Genomic DNA, 21624 nt, shown 5'->3' on the forward strand with positions numbered 1-21624 from the left:
ATTGCTGCTATGATCGGCATCGCTCAGTCCGGTTGGTGATTTGTTTGGTTTGGCGATTGATCAGATCGCATAACTCGGACTGAGTTCCCTTCGAGTGATCTACTATTTGGCGAAGCTATTTAGTCCACAGACGTATTTTTAAGATATTTCAAGGACTCACTTTCAGGAAAATCCGTGTAACATTATAGAGAATGGGCGTTGAGCCTTAAGGACACGGCCTATTACCGACGTTAGCGCACGTAAAACCTATCGAATATATAGGTTATTCGTTAATGTTATTTTTATATAACCTGAACGCGAACGTGTGTAATTGGCTTATCATGTTTCATGATATTTATCTGTAATAGGAAATAGAAAACTGTGAAAAAACCTCAACTATGTATGCTGGCCGCACTGGTTTCTGGTGCTGTGCTCCTGCCTTCAGCCTATGCCGCAGATGTCTCTCTGGGCCTTGGCGCTGCGGGTTCAACGTCCGTGTACCGTGGTGTTGATAATGACGTTTATCCGCTTCCTGTACTGAATTATGAAAGTGAAAATTTTTATTTCCGCGGGCTGGGTGGTGGATATTACCTGTGGAATGACGGCGCAAATCGTTTCTCTTTAACGGCCTATTACCTGCCTTTAGGGTTTAAGCCGGGAGATAGCGACGATCTGCGTATGAAGCAGTTGGACAAACGCCGCGGTACGCTGATGGCGGGTGCGGCTTATCGTCATACTGCCGACTGGGGTGAAATTCGTACCGTGCTGGCAGGGGATACGCTGGATTACAGCAACGGCTTCGCGTGGGATACCGCTTACCTTTACCGTTTCTCAATGGGCGATCTGAGCATCACCCCAGGTATTGGTGCGACCTGGTTTAGTGAAAACATGAACCAGTATTACTACGGCGTTAGCGCACAGGAGTCCGCCCGTTCTGGCTTTAACCAATACAGCCCTGGTGATGGCTGGGCTCCGTATCTTGAACTGAGTGCGGGTTATCAGATTAACGAAAGCTGGAGCGCCTGGGCCGTGGGCCGTTACACGCGCCTGTCTGACGAAATGAAAGACAGCCCGATTGTTGATAGTAACCACAGCATCTTAATGAGTGCAGGCGTCAGCTATCGCTTCTGATGCTTTTCGTGAGCGCTTTTAATGCTCTTCGTAAGCATAGTGCATCTGCCGTACAATAATGGGGTGATATCACCCCATTTGCACATTTATGGTGCGCCAAACGCCATGTTAGGTTGACGGCAAACCCGTTACGTTGACGGCAGGCAAGGGAGAAACGCGTGACAAAAGCGATTCGTTTTCCAGATGACACCCGCGTACCGGCGATCGGTCAGGGAACGTGGTACATGGGCGAAGATGCCCGAATGAAAGCGCAGGAAGTGACGGCGCTGCAAACGGGTATCGACCTTGGGTTAACGCTGATTGATACGGCCGAAATGTATGCAGAAGGCAGGGCGGAGGTCGTCGTCGGTGAAGCGATACGTGGCCGCCGTGATAGCGTTTATCTGGTGTCGAAAGTCTATCCGCACAATGCGGGAGGCGAAAAGGCGATACAGGCGTGTGAACGCAGCCTGAAGCGACTGCAAACCGAGCGCATTGACCTGTATCTGCTACATTGGCGCGGTGGCATCCCGTTAGTGGATACGATTGCGGCGATGGAGCGATTACAGCAGGCGGGAAAAATCGGCCAGTGGGGCGTCTCCAATCTCGATCTTGAGGATATGCAGGAGCTCTGGTCGCTAAACGGCGGACAGCGCTGCATGACCAATCAGGTGCTTTACCATCTGGCATCGCGCGGTATTGAGTTTGATTTGTTACCGTGGTGTCAGCAACAGCAGCTTCCGGTAATGGCGTATTGTCCGCTGGCGCAGGCAGGGCGCTTGCGTGATGGGTTATTCTCGCATCCGGTAGTGAACCACATTGCACGCGAACAGAGCATCACGCCTGCTCAACTACTGCTGGCGTGGGCAATTCGTCAACCGGGCGTGATCGCGATTCCTAAAGCCAGCTCTGTGAAGCATGTTCAGGAAAATGCGAAAGCGCTGGACGTGGTGCTATCGAAGGAAGATATCGCACAGCTCGATCAGGCCTTTCCACCGCCGACGCGCAAACAGCATCTGGATGTGGTGTAGCAGAAGCGAAAGGATTTGCGGAAAAGTATTTGCAGAATCGGGTGTATGGCGATATACCCGTCATACTTCAAGCCGCATGTGCGTTGGCTTCTCTTACTCACCCCAGTCACTTACTTGTGTAAGCTCCTGGGGATTCGTGCGGTTGCCGCCTTCCTGCAACTCGAATTATTTAGGGTATATGTAGTGGCGGTGGTTATTTCTTGATGCGGATAACCGTTGCCAGACGCGCTGGCGCGTTGACGGAGGCGACAAACGGTTGATTAATGCGCGCAGTTTCCACACACACGAACGTTTTATATCCCTCATCGGTCATATCGCTAATCGTACGAGAGAGCTCAGCTCCGGGGTTCCATGACACGACATCGCTATGGTGCGTATGGTGCACTTCGATAGTACGTTTCAGCACTGCGTCATGTACCACACTGGTGTCCTGCGGCTGGGTATAAATGCGGTCTGTACGGTCGGTAAAGACCAGATCGCCTTGCTGCGTTGCCAGCTTGCCCTGATCCACTTTATCAATGAAAGACTCACCCAGGCCAGCAATGCGGATATTGCTGATATCGCCGATATTGAAATAGGTATGCAGCGCGCTGGTAATGCTGTAATCACCATGCGCTTCCAGTTCAATGCCACATTCCTTGCCCAGCTTGAAGCGGGCGATGAGCGTGAACGCATGCGGCCAGCTCTTGCGCGTTTCTTCATTATCCTGCAGCGTGAACGTGAGCTGTACGCCGTGTTCATCTTCGCTGTGGGCGGTAAATTCCCACGGCAGCAGACGGGCAAAACCGTGATTAGGATCGGCGAAAGGGCCAAACCAAGGGAAACAGATTGGAACACCGCCGCGAATAGCAACGTGATGAGTAAAAGGCGTATTGTCGCTTAGCCAGAGCACCGGCTCTTCGTTTGTTGGCTGCCAGCTGAGCAGGTGCGCACCTTGTAATGCGACTGCCGCGCGCACTTCAGGGTGATCAACGACAATGATGGGTAATTGGTCCAACTGACGTTGGGTGAGGGTGGCGCTAATTTGCTTCGTGACGGGGAGTGAGAACATTGTGTTATGCATGATAGTGCCTTTTTTTGATTGTTTTTCGTGGTAAAAAGAAATCTGCAATAAACAATAAAAAAGGGCGACATCACGTCGCCCTTTTTTCACAGAATCATCGCTGACGCTTATTTAGAGATGTGAGCGATCAGATCCAGAACTTTGTTTGAGTAACCAGTTTCGTTATCGTACCAGGAAACCAGTTTCACAAAGTTGTCGCTCAGAGCGATACCCGCTTTAGCATCGAATACGGAAGTCAGTTTTTCACCGTTGAAATCGGTAGAAACTACTTCGTCTTCGGTGTAGCCCAGAACGCCTTTCAGCTCGCCTTCAGAAGCGGCTTTGATTGCTGCACAAATTTCTTTGTAAGAAGCAGGTTTTTCCAGACGTGCAGTCAGGTCAACAACAGAAACGTTCGGGGTAGGAACGCGGAACGCCATACCAGTCAGTTTGCCGTTCAGCTCAGGAATCACTTTACCTACTGCTTTAGCAGCACCGGTAGAAGATGGGATGATGTTCTGTGCTGCGCCGCGGCCGCCGCGCCAGTCTTTGTGAGACGGGCCATCAACCGTTTTCTGCGTTGCAGTGGTTGCGTGAACGGTGGTCATCAGTGCTTCAACGATACCGAAGTTGTCGTTGATAACTTTTGCCAGTGGAGCCAGGCAGTTGGTGGTGCAAGATGCGTTAGAAACGATTTCCTGACCAGCGTAAGTTTTGTGGTTTACGCCCATAACGAACATTGGGGTATCATCTTTAGATGGACCAGTCAGAACGACTTTCTTCGCACCAGCAGCGATGTGTTTACGTGCAGTGTCGTCAGTCAGGAACAGGCCAGTTGCTTCAGCAACAACGTCTACGTTGACTTCGTTCCACTTCAGGTTTGCAGGATCGCGCTCTGCGGTAACACGAATGGTTTTGCCGTTAACAACCAGGTGGCCATCTTTAACTTCAACGGTGCCGTTGAAACGACCATGAGTTGAGTCGTACTTCAGCATGTACGCCATGTAATCAGCATCTAACAGGTCGTTGATTGCAACGATCTCGATGTCAGAACGTTCTTGCGCAGCGCGGAAAACAATACGGCCGATACGGCCAAAACCGTTGATACCTACTTTGATAGTCATATATTCCACCAGCTATTGGTTTGTGAATAAAAGGTTGGTTGTAAAATTACAAAAACCTTGCTGAGCGTCAAGCGGAATCGTGTCAATAGTTGCTGTAAGTCAAACCTATGACCAAACTTTGTGCGAAAACCGCTCGACCCTGTAACTAAGTAACATCTAAGCCTGATATGAGGGTGAAATGCATCATATAAAGCCTGTGTGATCTCAATATGTGATGTGTGTCACAATTAAATATTGATGCTAATAACATTCCTAATATTAGGTCAGAACAGCCTGTTAGGTTGTTAATTTTTTGTTATAATCAATGATTAATTGAATTGATAACACCCGCCGTGAGACTTCCTATGACTAACGACTCTGCTTCGCGTACCCCATCCGACAATACTGAATTGACAGAGATGCAGCGCTATGTCACCCAGCAACGTGGTACGGAACCTGCGTTTTCAGGCAAATTGCTGCATAACAAGCGTACTGGCGCTTATCACTGCCTGTGCTGCCAGGCTCCGCTGTTTTATTCCGACAGCAAATACGACTCCGGCTGTGGCTGGCCGAGCTTCGATCAGCCCGTATCTTCAGAGGCGATTCGCTATCTGGAAGATGATTCACACAATATGCGCCGTATCGAAATCCGCTGTGGGCAGTGTGATGCGCACCTGGGGCACGTTTTCCCTGATGGCCCGAAAACCACGGGCGAGCGTTACTGCGTGAATTCGGCTTCACTGAGTTTCATCGACGACGTTGATGGCGAACGCGTTGACGGGTAATCTGTTTGCGATAGGTGCGACCGCGATAAGCGAGATGATAGCTTGCTTTAAACGATTCAGCTACTAAAAACGCTGTTAGTACAGCACAGAAACCTAATAAGAATAAACCTGATCTTTCTCGGAGCAGAAACCGGATATGGAACTCAATGATCTGATCGACGCCATGACGCCAGAAATTTACCAACGGTTAGTCACGGCGGTGGAGTTGGGCAAATGGCCAGACGGTGTCGCGTTGACGGCTGAACAGAAAGAAAACTGCCTGCAAATGGTGATGATGTGGCAGGCTCGCCATAACGAACAGGCTGAGCACATGACGATTGGCACTGATGGCGAAATCGTGATGAAGAGCAAGCAGGAGCTGAAGCGCGAGTTTAACATCGCTGACGCTATTATTACGCTAAAACCCGACGCGTAAAACAGAAGCAGGCAGCCGCAACGGCTGCCGCTATTCCGGTTGTCAGTAGCGCTAGTGCGCGGCAGACAACGCAGCAAGAAACTGCGTCATATCTGTCAGTATCGCCCCACGCTGTGCCATTTCCCGTAACGCAGATTCGCTGTCATCAGGCGAAAGATTCACGCCACGACAGCCATCCACCAAGACTTCGGTGTGATAGCCCAGCGCAATCGCATCCAGCACGCTGAACTTGACGCAATAATCGGTCGCCAGCCCCAGGATAATCAAATGGGTGATCTGGTTGGCGTGTAGCCACGCATCCAATTCGGTTTTCACCCGATGTCCGTTATCGAAAAAAGCGCTATAGCTATCGATCTCCGGCTGAGTCCCTTTTTGTACGATCCACTGAATCGCTGACTGATTCAGTGCTGGATGAAAATCAGCGCCAGTTGTTCCCTGTACGCAGTGAATGGGCCACCAGATCTGCGGCCATCCGTTTAACTCACCGAGTTCTCCGACCTTGGTATGCGCATTAACAGCAAAACTGCCGTGATTCGCGGGGTGCCAATCCTGACTGGCAATCACTGGAACGCCAGCGGCTACGCAGGCTTCAATAGCGCGGTTAGCCACCTCAATGACGCGGTCGCCTTCGTTAACAGCCAATGCACCGTCGGGACAAAAATCATTTTGCAGATCAACTAATAGCAATGCTTTCTTCATTACGACTCCGTGATTAACTCAGTCTTTATCGCTCAATTCCCCATGCAGGTTCTGCTGCATTAATTGGCGAATGTCATCGGCGCTTAGGTCCTGCTGGCTCAGTAAGTAATGCAGTTTGGTCAATGCGGCTTCGACGGTCATATCAAAGCCACTGATAACGCCCGCATGCGCCAGCGCATTGCCCGTCGCATAGCCGCCCATGTTGACGCGTCCAGAAATGCACTGCGTCAGGTTGACGACCACAATACCGCGTGCGGAGGCTTCACGTAATTCGTGCAGCAGCCCGGGGCTTTGCGGCGCGTTGCCAACGCCGTAGGAACGCAGGATAAGCGCTTTCACCGGCTGACGGAGGAAATTGCTGATGACATCGGCAGAAATGCCGGGGTAAATCGTAATCACCCCGATAGGCTGTGGCGTAATGTGATGCACTTTCAGTGGCGGACAGTTGTTACATTCCACGGTCGGTGCCAGCCGACGAATATGGATACCGGCTTCCAGCAGCGGCGGATAGTTGGGGGAGGCGAAGGCATCAAAGCCATCCGCGTGAGCTTTGGTGGTGCGGTTGCCGCGCAGCAGTTTGTTATTGAAGAAGAGGGCAACTTCATTAATCGGATGATTAGCCGCAACGTACAGCGCGTTCAGCAGGTTGGTCTGACCGTCCGAACGCAATTCCGCTAACGGAATTTGTGACCCTGTCACGATAACCGGCTTGGCAAGATTTTCCAGCATAAACGAGAGCGCGGAGGCGGTGAACGCCATCGTGTCAGTACCATGCAAAATCACGAAACCGTCGTAGTCATCGTAATGGTTTTGAATATCGTCCGCGATGGATTGCCAATCCGCTGGCGTCATATCAGACGAGTCGATCAGCGGATCATATTCATGAATCGTGAACGACGGCATCTCTTCGCGATGGAATTCCGGCATTTTTGCCAACTGCTGTTGTAAATGACCGGATACCGGAACATAGCCATTAGCAGAGCGCTGCATGCCGATGGTGCCGCCCGTATAGGCGACATAAATGGATTTCTTTCGCATGGTGGTGTGAGTCAGGATTAAACCGAGAATTATAGAGGGAAAAACAGCCCGATAATACTATCATAAGCAATGACTATTACTGGGCTATACCCGTCATACTTCAAGCTGCTTGTGCGTTGGCAGCGTTCAGTCACCCGAATCACTTACCTGAGTAAGCTCATCGGGATGCCTTCTCTTGCCGCCTTCACGCAACTCGAATTATTTAGGGTACATATTGGCGGCTACTGTAAACGCTACCGGACTTCTCCGCAGGTGAGGCAAAATGCGTACCGGTTCTGCGGGTCGTTCAGGTTATTCATGATGGACGGCTGTGACCGCATGGCTTCCGCAAGCTGTGCGACCGGTGCTGGCAGCATAGACTGGACAGCAACGGGCAGCAGGGCGTACACGGAGGCGTTCACCTGATTCAGCATCGTGTCCAGCAGACCCGGCTGCTCGGCATACCAGTTCAACTGATACTGTCCCAGTTTTGCCAGCTCAGCCGCTTTCTTCACGGCATCATCAAAATCACCGATCTGATCGACCAAACCATTTTCTTTCGCGTCGCTACCGATCCAGACGTGACCTTGCGCGATCTGATCGATTTGCTCAGGCGTTTTCTTACGCGCCTGCGCCACGATATCAATGAAGTTCTTATAACCGCGTTCGATACTTAACTGCATCATCTGCGAGAATTCAGGTGGCAGTGATTTCGTGATCGACAGATCGGCCAGTGGCGAGGTAGCTACGCCATCCGTGTGGACGCCAAGGTTTTCCAGCGAATCTTCGAACGTGGTAATCACGCCAAAAATACCGATAGAACCTGTCAGCGTACTGGCGCTGGAGATGATTGCGTTTGCTGGCGTTGAGATCCAGTAGCCGCCCGATGCCGCCATGCCGCCCATGGAGACCACGATCGGTTTACCTGCCAAACGTAGCGCCATCAGTTCTGAGCGAATAAGCTCCGACGCGGTGACGCTACCGCCAGGGCTATTGACGCGCAGTACCAGCGCTTTGACTTTAGGATCGAGGCGAGCGGCGCGGATTTGTGCCGCCGTGGTATCACCACCGACCATTCCCGGTGTTTCCGGGCCATCAATGATGGCGCCATTGGCAAATACAACCGCGATCTGGTTGTTATTTTGTACCGGCGGTTTGATGGTGTAGTCATAAATGCTGATGAAATTAAAGTTGTTCTTCTGGCTATTCCAGCCGAACGCTTTAACCAGCGATTGCTCGGTCACGGAACGTGATGCCACTTCATCGACCAGCTTGTTATCCAGCGCATAGCGTGCGGTATCGCCCTGAACGGCCTGCAAGCCTGCAATGATGTTGGTCGCACCCGGGAAGAGCTGCTGAGGCGTAATCTGGCGGTTAGCGGAAACGGTATTTAAATACTGCTGCCACAGCGCATTGATCCAACGGCCATCGGCATCGCGCGCAGCAGGCGACATATCGTCACGCAGATATGGTTCAACGGCTGACTTATAGGTTCCCACGCGGAAGATATTGGTGGTCACTTTCAGCTTGTCCAACATGGACTTGAAGTAGAGATTGTTGGTCGCGAAACCGTGTAGATCAACGCTGCCTTGTGGCGTCAATGACACCGTATTGGCAAAACTGGCCAAATAGTATTGAGACTGGTTGTAGCTGTCGCCGACCGCATAAATAGGCTTACCGCTATCGCGAAATTCGCGCAGTGCCTTGCCGATGTACTGCAGAGACGGTTGGTCGGCACCGGTAAAGTCGCTGAGATCCAGCACCATTCCTGTGATGTTGTCGTCACTCTTTGCCTGACGAATACTGTCGACAATATCGAACAGTGAGTTCTCCTGGCGACGGTTATTCGATGCGCCGAAGAATTCACGTCCTAATTGACGCAGTTTATTGTTAACGGTGGGTTGATCAACAACCACGCCCGTCAGATCGACCAGCAGCGCACCCTTCGTGGCCTCTTCCGGCGTCGTTTTTACCTGTGAGTAGATCCCAACACCAACTAAAATCAGAGCAATAAGGAAAATATTGAGAATAAATTCTCTGATAAAATTAAGCAGACGCCATGTCCACTTAAAAAATCCGCTAAAAATTCGCCACAATGTGCGCATGATATCTCCATGAACGGGTAAACAGCGTGTGCCCTACGTCCTTCAACTCGCCCTCTGGCAAGTGATGAAGCACAAGGAGTGATAGTATCCTAATGAGCGGACAGTAAAAAGTCAGCATTAAATCGCCGCAGAAGCGCACCCTGTCGGGGTTATCTTGTAACAAAACTTCTACTTGTGCTAACGTGGCGCGCAACGTTGCCGTACAGTCGTTTCTACCGTAGAAGTGGGTTGTACCGCAGAAATTATATTGCCAGACAGGAGATGTGCGATGGATGCTCTTGAATTGCTATTGAATCGTCGTTCGGCCTCGCGCCTGACCGCGCCAGCACCGACGGGTGACGCATTGAATAACATTATCCACGCCGGTATGCGTGCGCCGGATCATGGTGCCATGCAGCCGTGGCGCTTTTTTATGATCGAAAATGACGGTCTGGATCGTTTTAGTTCGCTACTGACCCGTGCGGCGCAGCAGGAAGGGTTGGACGAAGCCGGTATCGATAAAGCGCGTCAGGCGCCTTATCGTGCACCGCTGATTATCACCGTTGTTGCGCATTGCGAAGAGAACCCGAAAGTCCCGCTTTGGGAGCAAATTGTCTCCGCAGGCTGTGCGGTTCAGGCCATGCAGATGGCGGCATTGGCGCAGGGTTTTAACGGTATCTGGCGTAGCGGTGCCTGGACGCACAATTCGCTGGTGCGTGAAGCGTTCGACTGCCGTGAACAGGATGAAATTGTCGGTTTCCTCTATCTGGGGACGCCGGTGCTTAAAGCATCGACGACGGTCACGCCGCTTGATACCGACGCGTTTGTTCATTACTTCTGATCGTCATCTCTTGAATAATATCGATTTCCACCCCGTTTTACAGCGTGCTTTCCCGCGAGTTACGCGGGAAATGCCCAGTCTGCTTGATGGTGAATAATGCGACTTTTTATTGCCGAAAAGCCCAGCCTCGCGCGGGCGATTGCAGACGTGTTACCCAAACCGCATCGACGCGGCGATGGCTTTATTGCCTGCGGCCAGAATGATGTTGTGACGTGGTGCGTGGGGCACCTGCTGGAGCAGGCGCAGCCGGATGTTTATGATGCGCGCTATGCCCGCTGGTCGCTTGCCGATCTCCCTATCATTCCTCAGAAATGGCTGTTGCAGCCGCGGCCCTCGGTCAGTAAGCAGCTCAACACCATAAAAAAGCTCCTGAATGATGCCACCGAAGTGATTCACGCGGGAGACCCCGATCGTGAAGGACAACTGCTGGTGGATGAGGTGCTGGAATATCTTTCTCTGCCGGAAGAAAAACGCCAGCAGGTACGCCGTTGCCTGGTTAACGATCTCAATCCACAGGCGGTAGAACGTGCCGTTTCTCGTCTTCGTGAGAACCGAGAGTTCATCCCTTTGTGCGTATCGGCGCTGGCGCGTTCCCGTGCAGATTGGCTCTACGGCATTAACATGACCCGTGCCTATACGATATTAGGGCGCAATGCGGGCTATGACGGCGTGCTGTCGGTTGGCCGCGTACAGACGCCGGTGCTGGGGCTGGTGGTGCGACGAGATGAAGAGATAGAAAACTTCGTTTCCAAAGATTACTTTGAAGTGAAAGCCCATATCGTGACGCCTGCCGATGAGCGTTTTGTCGCGCTATGGCAGCCCAGCGAGTCCTGTGAACCTTATCAGGATGAAGAAGGGCGATTGCTGCATCGCTCGTTGGCGGAACATGTCGTCAAGCGTATCGAAGGCCAGCCTGCGATTGTTACCAGCTATAATGATAAACGGGAATCAGAAACCGCGCCGTTGCCTTACTCGCTATCGACGTTACAGATCGAAGCCGCGAAGCGTTTCGGGCTTAGCGCGCAGCAGGTGCTGGACGTGTGCCAGAAGCTCTATGAAACCCATAAGCTGATTACGTACCCGCGTTCTGACTGCCGCTACCTGCCAGAGGAGCATTTTGCCGGGCGTCATGCCGTCTTGAATGCGATATCCGTACACCAGCCCGATCTGTTGCCACAGCCGGTAATGGATGTGGATCGACGTAACCGTTGCTGGGACGATGGTAAGGTCGATGCTCACCACGCGATTATTCCCACCGCCCGCAGTGCAAGTGCCTCGCTGACGGAGAATGAGCGCAAGGTGTATGGTCTGGTCGCGCGGCAGTACATTATGCAGTTCTGCCCGGACGCCGTGTTTCGCAAGTGCGTCATTGAACTGGATATCGCGGGGGGTAAGTTTATTGCCAAAGCGCGGTTCCTGGCTGAAGCCGGGTGGCGCACGCTGTTAGGCGGTAAAGAGCGAGACGAAGAAAACGAAGGCATGCCGTTGCCCGTGGTGGCAAAAGGTGATGAGTTACTGTGTGAACGCGGCGAGGTCGTTGAGCGCCAAACACAGCCGCCGCGGCCGTTTACCGATGCCACGCTGTTATCGGCGATGACGGGCATCGCGCGTTTTGTGCAGGATAAAGAACTGAAGAAAATCCTGCGGGCGACCGATGGGTTAGGAACTGAAGCGACGCGCGCGGGTATTATCGAGTTATTGTTTAAACGGACATTTCTGTTTAAGAAAGCCCGCTATATTCACGCGAGTGAAGCGGGGCGGGCGTTGATTCACTCACTGCCTGCCAGCGCGGCGCATCCTGACATGACAGCACATTGGGAAGCCACGTTGACGCAAATCAGTGAGAAGAAATGTCGCTATCAGGATTTTATGCAGCCGTTGACCCACTCCTTACAGGAGCTGATTCAGCAAGCGAAACAGAACGGTGCGGTGAGAGCGTTTAAAGGGCTTTCTGCACCGCCGTCAGGTGCTTCAAAACGGCGTAAGCCTCAGACTAAAAAAACGAAGGAGCAGGAGCAATGAAATCGTTAGTGTCTTTGTGTTTCGCGAGTGTGATGCTGGTGCTGCCCACGCTGGCGCAGGCTAATCGTGGCGGAACGGACATTGTGGTTCCCGTGCCACCGGAAGTGTGGGGGGCAGGGACGACGGTGCGGGAGCAAAATAATAGCTGTCTGCGCTGCTGCGTGTATGAAAACCGGAACTATTCTGAAGGCGCGGTGCTAAAGGTCGAAGGGGTGATTCTGCAATGCGTGCGGGACAAGCAAACGCTGGGAACGAATAACCTGATATGGCAGTTGGTTAAGCAATAACCGTGCGTTAAAAAGCACTACGACTACTATTTCTGCTAATTTTAATCACCGCTGTGGCTTTGATGCACAGCGGTGATGTTATTTTTACTTCGTACGATCTCTTTTACAGCGAAAGCTTCTACAACGAGAACTGTGCCCAGATCGGTGCATGGTCGGACGGTTTTTCCATCCCTCGAATATCGTAATCAATACCAGTGGCAATGCAGCGTTCAGCCAGAACTTTACTAGCGAGAATCAGGTCAATACGCAGGCCGCGGTTGTCATCGAACCCGGCAGAACGGTAGTCAAACCACGAAAAACGATCGTTGCTGTCTGGATTCGCGGCACGGAAGGTGTCGATAAGCCCCCAGCCTTGCAAACGCGCCATCCATTCACGCTCTTCCGGCAGGAAAGAACATTTACCCGTACGCAACCAGCGCTTACGGTTCTCTTCGCCGATGCCGATATCCAGATCGGTAGGGCTAATATTGACATCACCCATCACAATCAGCGGTTGTGTCGCGCTGTGGTGCTGTTCCAGATAGGTTTGTAGATCCTGATAAAAGCGCGTCTTCGCGGGGAATTTCACCGGATGATCGCGGCTTTCTCCCTGTGGGAAATACCCGTTAACGACCGTAAGCGTGCCGTGCTCGGTGGCAAAATCCGCCATGATGATCCGGCGCTGTGCATCGTCTTCATCCGTTGGGAAACCGCGACGAACCGCAATGGGCTGCGTTTTACACAGCAGCGCGACGCCGTAGTGACCTTTTTGTCCGTGGTAATAAACGTGGTAGCCGTATTGGCTGACATCCTCTAACGGAAACATGTCATCGTGGACTTTGGTTTCCTGCAACCCGATCACATCCGGCTGGTGCTGTTCGATAATGGCGGCCAACTGATGAGGGCGCGCCCGCAGGCCATTGATATTAAAAGATACAACTTTCATGTTCGCTGCCATTCGCTAAAAAATGTGACCAGATGGTAGCAGAAAATGAGGGATGCCGTCACGGTGAGGCTGCGCTTTCTAACGGCGTTGCTGGGCTTATTGCTGTGGTTTCAGAGACGGTTGGCGCAGATGAGAATCGTTAAAAATAAGATTCACTTATATTCAGTTGAACACGAGGCTTGTCGACCGTTATACTCCGCACCTCGCAGGAGAGAGGGCGTATAGTATCAATAATACTATGGCGCTCCGCCGAAGGCGCAAACTCCCATAATCGCTCAGGCTACCCTAACTGCGAATTCCATTGAAGCCAACTGGAGAGAGGTTGCAACGCAACCCACCGAAGGGGCAAGCAGCACTGCTGCGTAAACTCTCAGGTAAAGCGGACAGAGGGAGTGGCACATTTCACAGGATAACTTGTGTGCTGACTTACATCTATCTGATCGCGATTACGGCAGAGGGGATGTCCGGGGCGCTGGCCGCCGGACGTCGTAATATGGATATTTTTGGCGTAGGCATGATTGCCTTCATCACCGCGCTTGGCGGTGGCACCGTTCGCGATATTCTTCTTGGTAATTATCCCATCGGCTGGACGCAGCATCCCGGCTATATCTATCTCACCATTGGTGCAGGTCTTTTCACGATTATCATTGCGCGCTTCATGCATCATCTGCACCGGCTCTTTCTGGTGCTGGATGCGATGGGGCTGATAGCCTTTACGGTTATTGGCTGCAACGTCGCACTGCAACTGAATTATTCAACGACGGTGGTGGTTATGGCGGGTATCGTAACCGGAATTTTCGGTGGAATATTGCGTGATATTTTCTGTAATCGTACGCCCATGGTGCTGAAAAAAGAGCTGTACGCCAGCGTCTCACTTTTAGTCGCACTTCTTTATCTTGGGCTAAAGTCGCTTAACGTTAATCACGATATTAACCTCCTGGCGTCATTCAGCATTGGTTTGGCTGTGCGTCTTGCAGCAATCCGCTGGTCGTGGCAGCTTCCCGTGTTCTCTTATGTTCCTGGGCACTGGAAAGGGAAGGCATAAGGCTATTTTTCCCCATTCTATATAGCGCGCTGATATTGGTGCGAGTGACGGTGGGGAAATAACGCTGCGCGTTGCTCAAAATCGTGCCGGTTTTGTCGAACCTTGGTCGAAGGTTCACACCTTCCCCTGACGGGAATTTGATGTATTGGCGTTGGGATGTAATTCAGAAGTACTGCTGTGAAATGGTGGTGGGGGAAGGATAACTCGGTGCTTCGCACCTCACCCTGCGGGTCAACGCTGCGCGTTGCTCAAAACCGTACCGGTTTTGTCGAACCTTGGTCGAAGGTTCTCACCTTCCCCTGATGGGAATTTGATGTTTTGGCGTTGGGATGTAATTCAGGAGTGTTACTTTGAAATGGTGGTGGGGGAAGGATTCGAACCTTCGAAGTCTGTGACGGCAGATTTACAGTCTGCTCCCTTTGGCCGCTCGGGAACCCCACCACTGGCCTTACTGCAAGACGCTTTCGCTTCAAGCGGGGCGCATCATATCAAATGACGCGCCCCTGTAAAGCGGTATATATCAAAAATAAATGCGGTTGCCGTTTTTTTATTCCGTTCGGCGCATCCTTATACAAAAAGATGCCCGATCAACCAATTACAGAATAATGGTGCGGTTACCGTAGACAAAAACACGCTGTCCGAGCACGCGATACAGCGCACGACTCAGGACATTTTTCTCAACGTCACGGCCTGCACGCATCATATCGTCGCCCGAATAAGTATGGTCGACGTGAATAACGTCCTGCATGATGATCGGGCCTTCATCCAGATTATCGTTGACGTAGTGTGCCGTCGCGCCAATGATTTTTACTCCGCGCTCATAAGCCTGATGATAGGGGCGAGCCCCGATAAAGGCGGGTAAGAATGAATGGTGAATGTTGATCACCTGATTCGGGTAGTGCTGAACAAACGCCGGTGTCAGAACTCGCATATATTTCGCCAGCACGACGTAATCGGGTTTGTATTGATCGATCTGCGCGATCATCTTTTGATCGTGCTCTTCGCGAGTCAGTCCTTCATGGCTGACCAGATGGAAAGGAATATCAAACCGCTCGACCAGCGTCTGCAAGGTATCGTGGTTGCCGATGACGGCGGAGATTTCTACGTCCAAACCACCGTAGGCACTTTTCATCAACAGATCGCCCAGACAGTGGGCTTCTTTCGTCACCAGAACGACGATGCGACGACGTCCTGCTGCGGTTAATTCGCGAGAAGAACCTTCGGGAAGCGCGCTATCCAGATCGGCTAACAGCGTGGTGTCGTTGAAAATCCCTTCCAACTCGGTCCGCATGAAAAAGCGACCGGTGCGATGATCGACAAACTCGTTGTTTTGCACGATGTTCAGTTCGTGCTTATAACAAATATTCGTAATTTTCGCGATGAGTCCTTTTGCGTCGGGGCAAATGGTTCGTAATACTTTTCTTTGTATATTTTGGGATTGCATGAGCGTGTGGATCCTGTCCAAAAACTAAAATAACGATCTTATGGTAACGCAGCAATAAAGCCGCGTGGGCGACTGCCTGTGTTCTATTGTCCGCAACACTTTTTGTATTTTTTGCCGGAACCACACGGGCAAGGTTCATTTCTGCCCGTCTGCAAATGAACGCCGTCTATATAGTACCAGCGATTATGCTGGCGAAGGAAGCGTGAGCGCTCTCGCATCACTTCTGTTCGCTGGCTGTCGCTTTCAGATATATAACGTGCGGCGAATTCCACATAGCCCTCATCGGGTGTTTTTCCGGGAGACGTTGCCAGTATAGTAAGGCCGAGCCATTGCGAATTCTGGCAACTTTCCGCGAGAGACCCGCGCCATTTCTCGGGCTGAAGATCGGGATGCCAGGTGGCGATAAGGTAATCGACATCGTGTTTGACATAGGCGGTATAGCGCGATCGCATTAATATGGCGGGCTCAGCCGCTGTTGTGGCATGCGTGAGGTAGGGTTGACAGCATGCGTTATACTGCAATCCACTGCAACAGGGGCAAGATTCTGACACGACGTCTCCTGAAGAAAATTTAAGATAAAAACTGATAGATAATAAACAGATCACTATGCAGGATGCCGATATGTTACCTAAGAAACTCTACGTGTAGCAATGTGCGCTAAAATGAAGACAGGTGGATCGATCATGCAGCGGAAAAAAATTGGAATAGCCTTGGGATCAGGGGCAGCGAAAGGATGGGCGCATATTGGTGTGTTTAATGCGTTAACCGAAATGGGAGTAAAGGTTGATGTTGTGGCGGGTTGTTCTATCGGTGCGCTGGTTGGCGCGGCGTATGCTACAAACAATCTATCTTCGATGGATCGCTGGGTGAGGGCGTTTGGTTACTGGGACGTGATTCGGCTGATGGATCTCTCCTGGCAGCGCGGTAGTTTGTTGCGTGGCGATCGTGTTTTTAATAGTGTGAAGCATTTGTTACATACAACACAGATTGAAGACTGTGATATCAAATACGGCGTAGTGACGACAAACCTCAGTACAGGGCGTGAACTCTGGCTGACGGAAGGCGACTTGCACCGGGCTATGCGTGCGTCTTGCAGTATGCCTGGCCTGCTATCCCCCGTTCGATTTAACGATTACTGGCTGGTGGATGGCGCGGTGGTTAACCCTGTTCCCGTTTCTCTGGCGAGGGCAATGGGGGCCGATATCGTGATCGCGGTTGATCTCCAGCACGACGCGAGCCTTAATCATCAGGATTTGCTGTCGATCAAACCGACGGCGTCAGACATCGATGTGGAGAATGTTCCGCAAGATTGGCGTAGCAGAATTCGGGAACGCTTACTGCGGGGACGCCGTCAGCCAGCGGAAAGTTCGCCAACGGCGATGGAGATAATGAGTACGTCGATCCAGATTCTGGAAAATCGGTTGAAAATGACGCGAATGGCAGGCGATCCGCCTGATGTATTGCTGCAACCGCATTGTCCCCAGATTGCTACCTTAGATTTTCATCGGGCGCAGGAGGCGATTGAGGCGGGTTATAAGGCGGTGGAAAAGATGCGTGATGAATTGTTGCCGCTAGTGAAAGAGGCATAGTGAAGAAGACAGGGGGTGCCGTCTATCCGGCATACTGGCGCTAAAGCAGGTGTGATTATTCGGTGTTTGAAGTAAGGGGTACTGATGGAACAACCACTAGCGGGTAAGCATATTTTAGTCATTGATGACGAGGCCGTTTTTCGATCTGTGCTCGCTGGTTATCTGACTTCTCTTGGGGCTTCAGTTCAGGAGGCCATTAATGGATTAGATGCGCTGAGTACTCTTGAACATTACCAACCCGATTTAATGATTTGCGATCTGAATATGCCGACGATGGGAGGAATCGAGTTCCTTGAACGTCTGCGCCTGAAAGACAACGACACGCCAATACTGATCATTTCTGCAACCAGTCAGATGGCGGACATTGCCAAAGTCTTACGGCTTGGTGTTCAGGATGTGCTGCTGAAACCGATTCGTGATTATGCTCGTTTGCGTGAAGCCGTGATGTCCTGTCTGTATCCTGATATGTTCACCTCACAGTTGAATGAGATGGATCAACTCATGCAGGACATGGACTCCCTGAATCAATCTCCTGAAGCGGTCACCAAACTGCTTGCTCAGCTACAGCCGCCCGTTCAGCAAACGCTTGCTCGCTGCCGTGTTAACTATCGTCAGCTAACGGCAGCGGAACAACCGGGGCTGGTGCTGGATATTGCCGCGCTTTCGGAGACTGAGTTAGCGTTCTATTGCCTTGATGTCACTCAGGGCGTCAATAATAGTGGGACGCTTGCAGCCTTACTGCTTCGAACCTTGTTCAATGGGGTGCTTCAGGAGCATTTGGCCGATCAACAACACCGTTTGCCGTATCTGCCGACGCTGTTAAAGCAGGTAAACCAGTTGTTGCGGCAGGCGAGCCTGGATGGTCGTTTTCCTTTGCTCGTGGGGTATTACCATCAGCAGTTAAAACAGCTGATACTGATTTCCGCCGGGCTAAACGCGACGCTGAATGTTAACGAACAGCAGATAGCGTTGAATAGCGGTGTCCCTTTAGGCACGCTTGAAGGCGCTTATCTCAACCAGCTGAATTATCAGTGCGAAGCATGGCAATGCCAGATATGGGGCGGCGGCGGCCGTTTACGACTGATGTTGACGGCAGAATAGTCTGATAGCATGAGATGGTACTGGTTTCAGGTAATACCTATCTTTCGGTATTATTTTTTATTTCCTACTATGTAGGGAGTTATCTTATTTTTTATTGAACGGTAACGTTGGGACAAGCGTGCTCTTGTTAAAGTCGTTATACTCTTGCGGTTATCTTGATTAGATAAATAAAGTTCATTATTTGAACGGTATATAAGAGGCTGTTTATGTCTATTGTGAATAAAAAAGTAAAAAAAGCGGTCATACCGGTTGCTGGATTAGGGACGCGTATGCTGCCTGCCACCAAAGCCATTCCTAAAGAAATGCTGCCGTTGGTAGATAAACCGCTGATCCAATATGTTGTTAATGAGTGTATCGCAGCAGGGATTAATGAAATTATTCTCGTTACGCACTCTTCTAAGAATTCTATCGAAAACCATTTCGATACCAGTTTTGAACTGGAAGCCATACTGGAAAAACGCGTTAAACGTCAGTTGTTGGAAGAGATTCAATCTATCTGTCCTAAGCACGTCACCATTATGCAAGTGCGTCAGGGGTTAGCCAAAGGGCTGGGCCATGCCGTATTGTGCGCGCATCCGTTAGTTGGGGATGAGCCTGTCGCAGTTATTCTGCCGGATGTGATTATTGATGAATATGAATCCGATCTGACGAAAGATAACCTGAGCGAAATGCTGCAACGTTTTTCTACGACAGGTCGTAGCCAGATTATGGTTGAGCCCGTTGAAAATGTAAGTAGCTATGGCGTTGTTGATTGCAAAGGCGTGGAATTAAAAGCAGGGGATAGCGCACCTATGGTTGGTGTGGTTGAAAAACCGAAAGCTTCCGAAGCACCGTCTAATTTAGCCGTCGTTGGCCGTTATGTCCTTTCTGCGGATATTTGGTCTTTGCTGGAAAAAACACCGCCAGGCGCAGGTAATGAAATTCAGTTAACCGATGCTATCGCGATGTTGATGGAAAAAGAAACAGTAGAAGCGTACCACCTGAAAGGTGTGAGCCATGACTGTGGTAATAAATTGGGTTATATGCAGGCATTCGTGGAATATGGTTTACGCCATGATGGTTTAGGCCAGGAATTTGCGCAGTGGCTGCAGGAAACGATTGAAGCAGAAGAAAAATAACAGAATGTAATGATTGCTCTCTGTTTACAAAAAACAGAGAGCAGTCAAAATGGCGACATATCTGTTTTCTCTTTGCAATATGCGTTACCAAAGAAAAACCCCCGATAGTTATCGGGGGTTTTTTCGTATTCAGTACTTATAAACGATTACAGCAGGAAATCGTCTAAAGATTTACCTTGCTCTTCGATTGCTTTCTTGATTACTGCCGGTGTACGACCCTGGCCAGTCCAGGTTTTAAGTTCGCCGTTTTCGTCAGTGTATTGATATTTTGCCGGGCGGGCAGCGCGCTTGCTTTTACCTGCAACCTTAACTGAACCTAAAGACTGCAATAATTCATTAGGGTCAATACCGTCTGCAATCAGCATATCGCGATATTGCTGCAATTTACGCGCACGTTCTTCAACTTCAGCCTGAACCTGGCTATCTTCTTCGCGGCGTTCATTAACCACGACTTCCAGTTTTTCCAGCATTTCTTCCAAAGTATCCAGGGTGCATTCTCTTGCCTGGGCACGCAGAGTACGGATGTTGTTAAGAATCTTTAGTGCTTCGCTCATTGTGATAATCTCAAATAATATTATTGGTGGCGTGTAGTGTGATAATAGAGTGCTATTTTCCTTTCTGCAATAGTCAAATTTGTAAGTTTGTTAAAAAACATCATTTTTAAAACAGATCTCACATCGTATGTTACATAAATATAAATACTTTCCCGTTATCAAAAAAATACATTTGGTATGCCGCTTTTCTACCTCAAACGGCAGAGAATGACTTATTGATGCCGCGCCGTTGTTATAAGGAACGTTTATATCTTTTATCATAACAGACCGTCGCTGGCGGACGTATGGACAAAATGTGGTCGAGGAATAGCCCATTGCGCAGCGTGAAGACGAGTTGTTACAATAAGTGTTTACGACACGAATATCATATACTCCAAATAATTCGAGTTTCAGACAGGCGACAAGAGAAGGACAAATTCGGCGGGAACGAATTTACCAGCCAACGGCTGGCCTTCGGTGAGAGACAGGATTTCTCTCATTTAATCCCGATGCGCTTACACCGGTAAGTGATTCGGGTGACAAATCTGCCGGGAGCAGAGTTGAACGCTGCTAGCAGCGGCCCTTTAGGGCGAGGCCCACGACGAGCCGAGTATTTAAACGTCGCCAACGCACATACAACTTGAAGTATTACGAGTATATAGCCTGCCTTTTGGAGTAACCTAGTGGCCCAACTTTATTTTTATTATTCTGCAATGAATGCAGGGAAATCGACGGCGCTATTGCAGTCGTCATATAACTACCAGGAACGAGGGATGCGCACGCTGGTGTTCACTGCAGAAATAGATAATCGGCATGGCGTGGGGATAGTCAGTTCACGGATCGGTCTTTCTTCTCCGGCATTATTGTTTAATCCGCAGACATCGTTATTTGGATTGCTGGAGAAAGAGCACCGCGCTCAGCCCGTAGATTGTGTATTAATTGATGAATGTCAATTTTTAACCCGTGAGCAGGTGAGTGAGCTTTCCGATGTCGTGGACCAATTAGATATTCCGGTATTGTGCTACGGGTTGCGTACTGATTTTCGTGGCGATTTGTTTTCCGGGAGTCACTATTTATTAGCGTGGGCCGATAAGCTGATTGAGTTAAAAACAGTCTGTCATTGCGGTCGTAAAGCCAACTGTGTATTGCGGTTAGATGCACAAGGTAATGCCGTTCACGAAGGTGAGCAGGTCGTTATTGGCGGCAATGAGAGCTATGTTTCCGTGTGCCGTAAGCATTATAAAATTGCGCTGGGATTAACCCGTAAAGAAAGCGAGTAAGGCGGTTAAATATCCGACGGGCAGGGCGATGAATAAACGGCGTAGTGATGCGTGTCTATGCTGAGAACGAGTAATAAAAATGCTGAGAACGAGTAATAAAAATGCCCAACCTTAAAAGGGTTGGGCATAGTTAAGAAATAAACCGACTTTACGTTAAGGCGGGAACAGTCAGAA

The 21624-nt window shown here is 50.4% G+C and carries 21 protein-coding genes, 1 tRNA gene, 1 other RNA gene and 1 riboswitch; of the genes, 12 read left to right on the forward strand and 11 right to left on the reverse strand.

Annotated elements, in window-relative coordinates:
• Window positions 1–360 precede the first annotated feature (360 nt).
• Together Q3A88_RS10375 and Q3A88_RS10380 are read left to right on the forward strand one after the other, a co-directional pair.
• The gene (locus Q3A88_RS10375; RefSeq protein ID WP_039277523.1) at window positions 361–1110 is read left to right on the forward strand and encodes a MipA/OmpV family protein; all 750 of its coding nucleotides are present in this window, start codon (window positions 361–363) and stop codon (window positions 1108–1110) included.
• A 158-nt stretch (window positions 1111–1268) separates the two neighbouring features.
• Complete coding sequence (locus Q3A88_RS10380) at window positions 1269–2120, forward strand: aldo/keto reductase (RefSeq protein ID WP_317177854.1); 852 nt, start codon at window positions 1269–1271, stop codon at window positions 2118–2120.
• A 193-nt stretch (window positions 2121–2313) separates the two neighbouring features.
• On the opposite strand, the gene Q3A88_RS10385 is transcribed toward Q3A88_RS10380, so the two are convergent.
• Together Q3A88_RS10385 and gapA are read right to left on the reverse strand one after the other, a co-directional pair.
• Entirely contained in the window at window positions 2314–3183 is an 870-nt protein-coding gene (locus Q3A88_RS10385) for a D-hexose-6-phosphate mutarotase (RefSeq protein WP_317177855.1), read from the reverse strand.
• 107 nt (window positions 3184–3290) lie between these two features.
• A complete protein-coding gene (gapA, locus tag Q3A88_RS10390) occupies window positions 3291–4286 on the reverse strand; it encodes a glyceraldehyde-3-phosphate dehydrogenase (RefSeq protein ID WP_010295247.1) in 996 nt (331 codons plus the stop codon).
• Window positions 4287–4630: 344 nt separating this feature from the next.
• Between gapA and msrB the strand changes: the two genes are divergently transcribed.
• Both msrB and Q3A88_RS10400 read left to right on the forward strand, forming a co-directional pair.
• Window positions 4631–5050, forward strand: coding sequence for a peptide-methionine (R)-S-oxide reductase MsrB (msrB, locus tag Q3A88_RS10395; protein ID WP_029367374.1), 420 nt, complete (start codon window positions 4631–4633; stop codon window positions 5048–5050).
• A 136-nt stretch (window positions 5051–5186) separates the two neighbouring features.
• Window positions 5187–5465 (forward strand): YeaC family protein, encoded by a 279-nt coding sequence (locus Q3A88_RS10400; protein ID WP_010275380.1) that lies wholly within the window; start codon window positions 5187–5189, stop codon window positions 5463–5465.
• 51 nt (window positions 5466–5516) lie between these two features.
• On the opposite strand, the gene pncA is transcribed toward Q3A88_RS10400, so the two are convergent.
• The 3 genes from pncA to sppA form a co-directional block, all read right to left on the reverse strand.
• Window positions 5517–6164, reverse strand: a complete 648-nt coding sequence (gene pncA / locus Q3A88_RS10405; protein WP_014915323.1) for a bifunctional nicotinamidase/pyrazinamidase — start codon at window positions 6162–6164, stop codon at window positions 5517–5519.
• Window positions 6165–6182: 18 nt separating this feature from the next.
• Window positions 6183–7202, reverse strand: coding sequence for an asparaginase (gene ansA / locus Q3A88_RS10410; RefSeq protein WP_039500890.1), 1020 nt, complete (start codon window positions 7200–7202; stop codon window positions 6183–6185).
• A 233-nt stretch (window positions 7203–7435) separates the two neighbouring features.
• Window positions 7436–9286, reverse strand: a complete 1851-nt coding sequence (sppA, locus tag Q3A88_RS10415) for a signal peptide peptidase SppA (RefSeq protein ID WP_039286598.1) — start codon at window positions 9284–9286, stop codon at window positions 7436–7438.
• Between the two features lie 268 nt (window positions 9287–9554).
• On the opposite strand from sppA, the gene Q3A88_RS10420 reads away from it, so the two are divergent.
• The 3 genes from Q3A88_RS10420 (at window position 9555) to Q3A88_RS10430 (ending at window position 12415) form a co-directional block, all read left to right on the forward strand.
• A complete protein-coding gene (locus Q3A88_RS10420) occupies window positions 9555–10106 on the forward strand; it encodes an NAD(P)H nitroreductase (protein WP_110162922.1) in 552 nt (183 codons plus the stop codon).
• Window positions 10107–10202: 96 nt separating this feature from the next.
• Window positions 10203–12128: a DNA topoisomerase III gene (locus tag Q3A88_RS10425; RefSeq protein WP_039464120.1), complete on the forward strand. Its 1926-nt coding sequence runs from the start codon at window positions 10203–10205 to the stop codon at window positions 12126–12128.
• The gene (locus Q3A88_RS10430; RefSeq protein ID WP_014915328.1) at window positions 12125–12415 is read left to right on the forward strand and encodes a YnjH family protein; all 291 of its coding nucleotides are present in this window, start codon (window positions 12125–12127) and stop codon (window positions 12413–12415) included. Before Q3A88_RS10425 ends, Q3A88_RS10430 begins: the two co-directional genes overlap by 4 nt.
• Before the next feature lie 118 nt (window positions 12416–12533).
• On the opposite strand, the gene xthA is transcribed toward Q3A88_RS10430, so the two are convergent.
• Window positions 12534–13340 (reverse strand): exodeoxyribonuclease III, encoded by an 807-nt coding sequence (gene xthA, locus Q3A88_RS10435; protein ID WP_014915329.1) that lies wholly within the window; start codon window positions 13338–13340, stop codon window positions 12534–12536.
• Window positions 13341–13641: 301 nt separating this feature from the next.
• A riboswitch (glycine riboswitch) is annotated at window positions 13642–13737 on the forward strand.
• A gap of 21 nt (window positions 13738–13758) precedes the next feature.
• Between xthA and Q3A88_RS10440 the strand changes: the two genes are divergently transcribed.
• Window positions 13759–14385, forward strand: coding sequence for a trimeric intracellular cation channel family protein (locus Q3A88_RS10440; RefSeq protein WP_317177856.1), 627 nt, complete (start codon window positions 13759–13761; stop codon window positions 14383–14385).
• Window positions 14386–14568: 183 nt separating this feature from the next.
• On the opposite strand, the gene Q3A88_RS10445 is transcribed toward Q3A88_RS10440, so the two are convergent.
• The 4 genes from Q3A88_RS10445 to Q3A88_RS10460 form a co-directional block, all read right to left on the reverse strand.
• Window positions 14569–14698, reverse strand: a non-coding RNA gene (locus Q3A88_RS10445) — RtT sRNA.
• A 43-nt stretch (window positions 14699–14741) separates the two neighbouring features.
• Window positions 14742–14826, reverse strand: a tRNA-Tyr gene (locus tag Q3A88_RS10450).
• Between the two features lie 154 nt (window positions 14827–14980).
• Window positions 14981–15829, reverse strand: a complete 849-nt coding sequence (purU, locus tag Q3A88_RS10455) for a formyltetrahydrofolate deformylase (protein ID WP_010295235.1) — start codon at window positions 15827–15829, stop codon at window positions 14981–14983.
• Between the two features lie 83 nt (window positions 15830–15912).
• Window positions 15913–16380 (reverse strand): YchJ family protein, encoded by a 468-nt coding sequence (locus tag Q3A88_RS10460; RefSeq protein ID WP_110162919.1) that lies wholly within the window; start codon window positions 16378–16380, stop codon window positions 15913–15915.
• A 132-nt stretch (window positions 16381–16512) separates the two neighbouring features.
• Between Q3A88_RS10460 and rssA the strand changes: the two genes are divergently transcribed.
• From rssA to galU, 3 genes are all read left to right on the forward strand, one after another.
• Window positions 16513–17418: a patatin-like phospholipase RssA gene (gene rssA / locus Q3A88_RS10465; RefSeq protein ID WP_110162918.1), complete on the forward strand. Its 906-nt coding sequence runs from the start codon at window positions 16513–16515 to the stop codon at window positions 17416–17418.
• Window positions 17419–17502: 84 nt separating this feature from the next.
• A complete protein-coding gene (gene rssB / locus Q3A88_RS10470) occupies window positions 17503–18519 on the forward strand; it encodes a two-component system response regulator RssB (protein ID WP_110162917.1) in 1017 nt (338 codons plus the stop codon).
• 206 nt (window positions 18520–18725) lie between these two features.
• The gene (gene galU, locus Q3A88_RS10475; protein ID WP_014915333.1) at window positions 18726–19637 is read left to right on the forward strand and encodes a UTP--glucose-1-phosphate uridylyltransferase GalU; all 912 of its coding nucleotides are present in this window, start codon (window positions 18726–18728) and stop codon (window positions 19635–19637) included.
• Between the two features lie 146 nt (window positions 19638–19783).
• On the opposite strand, the gene hns is transcribed toward galU, so the two are convergent.
• Window positions 19784–20191 (reverse strand): histone-like nucleoid-structuring protein H-NS, encoded by a 408-nt coding sequence (hns, locus tag Q3A88_RS10480; protein ID WP_010275331.1) that lies wholly within the window; start codon window positions 20189–20191, stop codon window positions 19784–19786.
• A 662-nt stretch (window positions 20192–20853) separates the two neighbouring features.
• On the opposite strand from hns, the gene Q3A88_RS10485 reads away from it, so the two are divergent.
• On the forward strand, window positions 20854–21450 hold the full coding sequence (locus Q3A88_RS10485) for a thymidine kinase (RefSeq protein WP_015840216.1): 597 nt from the start codon (window positions 20854–20856) through the stop codon (window positions 21448–21450).
• Window positions 21451–21624 lie beyond the last annotated feature (174 nt).

This window comes from Pectobacterium sp. HCp5_1 (assembly GCF_032905925.1).
In the GTDB taxonomy this organism is placed as follows: Bacteria; Pseudomonadota; Gammaproteobacteria; order Enterobacterales; family Enterobacteriaceae; genus Pectobacterium; species Pectobacterium brasiliense_A.